Origin of the sequence: Candidatus Sodalis sp. SoCistrobi (genome assembly GCF_900143145.1) — a bacterium.
Classification (GTDB): domain Bacteria; phylum Pseudomonadota; class Gammaproteobacteria; order Enterobacterales; family Enterobacteriaceae; genus SoCistrobi.
In genome coordinates, this window is the sequence record NZ_FRDB01000307.1 from 1 (window position 1) to 2,602 (window position 2,602).

The 2,602-nt window shown below is 47.1% G+C and carries 6 protein-coding genes; 3 read left to right on the forward strand and 3 right to left on the reverse strand.

What is annotated here, in order from left to right; all coding sequences use genetic code 11:
- Positions 1-489 precede the first annotated feature (489 nt).
- Entirely contained in the window at positions 490-912 is a 423-nt protein-coding gene (locus CINSTRO3249_RS16905) for a hypothetical protein (protein ID WP_125933214.1), read from the forward strand.
- A gap of 12 nt (positions 913-924) precedes the next feature.
- Here the strand turns inward: CINSTRO3249_RS16905 and CINSTRO3249_RS17775 are convergent, their stop codons facing one another.
- Genes CINSTRO3249_RS17775 through CINSTRO3249_RS14950 form a run of 3 tightly spaced genes read right to left on the reverse strand, consistent with a single transcriptional unit; the run spans position 925 to position 1,721 of the window.
- The gene (locus CINSTRO3249_RS17775; protein WP_074013815.1) at positions 925-1,197 is read right to left on the reverse strand and encodes a hypothetical protein; all 273 of its coding nucleotides are present in this window, start codon (positions 1,195-1,197) and stop codon (positions 925-927) included.
- Positions 1,198-1,206: 9 nt separating this feature from the next.
- Positions 1,207-1,386, reverse strand: coding sequence for a hypothetical protein (locus CINSTRO3249_RS17780; RefSeq protein WP_074013816.1), 180 nt, complete (start codon positions 1,384-1,386; stop codon positions 1,207-1,209).
- Entirely contained in the window at positions 1,383-1,721 is a 339-nt protein-coding gene (locus CINSTRO3249_RS14950) for a hypothetical protein (protein ID WP_074013819.1), read from the reverse strand. The genes CINSTRO3249_RS17780 and CINSTRO3249_RS14950 overlap by 4 nt, the downstream gene beginning before the upstream one ends.
- 91 nt (positions 1,722-1,812) lie before the next feature.
- On the opposite strand from CINSTRO3249_RS14950, the gene CINSTRO3249_RS14955 reads away from it, so the two are divergent.
- A complete protein-coding gene (locus CINSTRO3249_RS14955) occupies positions 1,813-2,115 on the forward strand; it encodes a helix-turn-helix domain-containing protein (RefSeq protein WP_074013817.1) in 303 nt (100 codons plus the stop codon).
- Between the two features lie 66 nt (positions 2,116-2,181).
- Positions 2,182-2,478: a phage integrase gene (locus tag CINSTRO3249_RS14960; protein ID WP_074013818.1), complete on the forward strand. Its 297-nt coding sequence runs from the start codon at positions 2,182-2,184 to the stop codon at positions 2,476-2,478.
- Positions 2,479-2,602 lie beyond the last annotated feature (124 nt).

Genomic DNA, 2,602 nt, shown 5'->3' on the forward strand with positions numbered 1-2,602 from the left:
TGCTCATGCTGAGTTTCCAGCACTAGATTAACTGCCCGTTCACGGACTTCCGGAGAGTAACGTTTGGTCGTTGTCATAGAGACCTCCACTTTTAAAGTATAGACTCTAATTTATCCGGGGTGATTCACACGGCTTTTGTGACCGTTCCTGTACTGATCGCATCCCGGCGCGAATTTCGGCTATTTTATTCAGGCCATGCAGCCTCTGACCGGCGTTAAATCTGACCGTCATATCAAACTTATCGATAGCCATCGCGCCCGACCTTTTGATTATCCGACGTGGTTTTTTCGTGCACGTCTTGCCAGGTACTTTTTATAGTACATGGCACTAAGCTGCTCATGTTTACGCTGCCTGTTTTTGCTTCTGATATGGATAACGATCCCCCATACAGACAGCAACAGAGCAATAAGCAGCAATAGTAACGGCATCAGGTAATTCAGCCACCATAGGTCTTGCAGGGTCATAATCGCTTACCTCTATCTTTAATTTGTGGGTTTTGTTTCACCACGCAAGGCTTCTGGTGAACTTGACCACATTGCCAACCAACTAATAGCTCTCAGGGATAGTCTTATTTCTGCTCAAGAGCTGATACAAGACCTCCAGTACAGGCTTTCACTTGAGTCTGACAAAGTACGCTTTCTCAAGGAAAAACTCGGCGAGGTTGAGAAAACCAAGGCTGAGATTGAAAAATACGAACTTCATGAAATTGTTCCTGGAAAATTTGTATATACGCCAAAAGAATCTGTGGCACCTCTGGCACCATCTCATTGCATTTGCACAAACTGCGCGGGCAATAATTTCAAGTCCATTCTTCAAACTGAGACGCAAGGGAGCTTTGTATGGCTTGTATGTCATCACTGTGGATCCAAAATTGAGACAAAAACCGCAAAAGGTAGGGTTCACTTAATTTAGTGGCCGCCTGCCTCAAGCCAAGTTGTGATGCGAGCACCCTGTCACGCCTTGGCCCATGTAAAACTGCCGGATAACGCTATCTATCTGCCTGGCGCTTTCGATATCTCCGGCGGCCCAGGCATCGTCTAATGCATCCTCCAGATCAATACTCAGCCGGTAGGCGTAATCGTCGTCTAGCTGCTGTTGCAACTCGGGCGGCGTGGCTGTCGCAGCACGGAGGTTTGCCCGCTTGGCGTGGTATTCCTGCACAAGTTCTTTTATCAATGTGGCGTAGGCCGGTTGCATGGCTTTCTCCTACAAACGTTGACGAGCTTGGCGTTCAACGGCTGCCTTGCGGGCCTGATAGGCTTTGCGCATGTGGTCGGCGCGTTTCTGATGGATAAGCTCTATCAGCCTGCTGAAAAGCACATAGAGCATGTAGAGCACGACGCAGGGAAAGCTCAAGATGCCCCAAATGAAGATGATGTCTTTCATGCGGCCTTATCCTCTTCCCCAAGGCGATACGGCACACCTAAATCTTCACGGAGCTTCTTGACGCGTTTGTACCAAGCGCGTTTCCAGTCGTAGCGTTCGGGAGGAAGTTGCTGAGTCATTTCATAAACCATCTCAAGCCATTCATTCCAAAGAATAAATAGTCTGTATGAACTGCCGTTCTCTCCCATGATTTCTCTCTCTGTAGCGAGAGGTAGCAGGCGGCGCTCGATCAACTTTCGCACGCTTGGCTCTGACTTACCCGTACGGCGTGAAAATTCATCCGAAGTAATGGGGTCAGGGATCTTAAACAAGGCCCTCAATTCGTCGTCTGTCATGTGGTAATCTCCCAAGTTGGGGTATTGAAAAAAAATCAGCCCCAAAGCATTGCATGGCCCTATTCTGGAACATTAATTTGGATAAAGCAATATGAATTTGGATATAGCAGAGAAATTAAAGGTGATGCGCGAAAGTGAACGCATTGCAAGCAGAAGGAAGGCTGCCGAAATAATAGGCATACCACATAATGCACTATGGAGATATGAGACAGGGGAGGCAATTCCCAAAGGAGATGTTTTGATGAAAATATTGTCAACACCAATTTTTGAAAAATATGCGTTATGGTTTACCACAGGTAAAATTGCACCAGAATCCGGACAGATAGCTCCGGCTCTCGCACACTTTGGGCAAAACGATGTGGAATCTGCGCCATTGGAACAAAAAGCTGGCTAGGGATTTATGAGGCTTATGTTTGCCAAACAGGCAAACACATAGAGCTGATGACCGGAGGGCGTAATCATGACGATTAAAACGCTCGATGGTGGACGATACAAAGTTGATGTAAGACCCCTTGGCCGGGATGGCCGCCGGATCCAAAAGATATTCAAGAAAAAAGCTGATGCAGTGGCTTACGAGCGTTATGTGCTCAGCAATATGCACAGTAAAGAATGGCTTGAAAAGCCAGCCGATCAACGGCGATTATCTGAGCTGATGGAATTGTGGTGGCAGCTCGAGGGTCGCAGCTTGAAGTACGCAGAAAAGCGCAAAATTGCCTTACTTAGAATTATTAGAAGCATGGACGATCCAAGGACATGAATCACCCCGGATAAATTAGAGTCTATACTTTAAAAGTGGAGGTCTCTATGACAACGACCAAACGTTACTCTCCGGAAGTCCGTGAACGGGCAGTTAATCTAGTGCTGGAAACTCAGCATGAGCA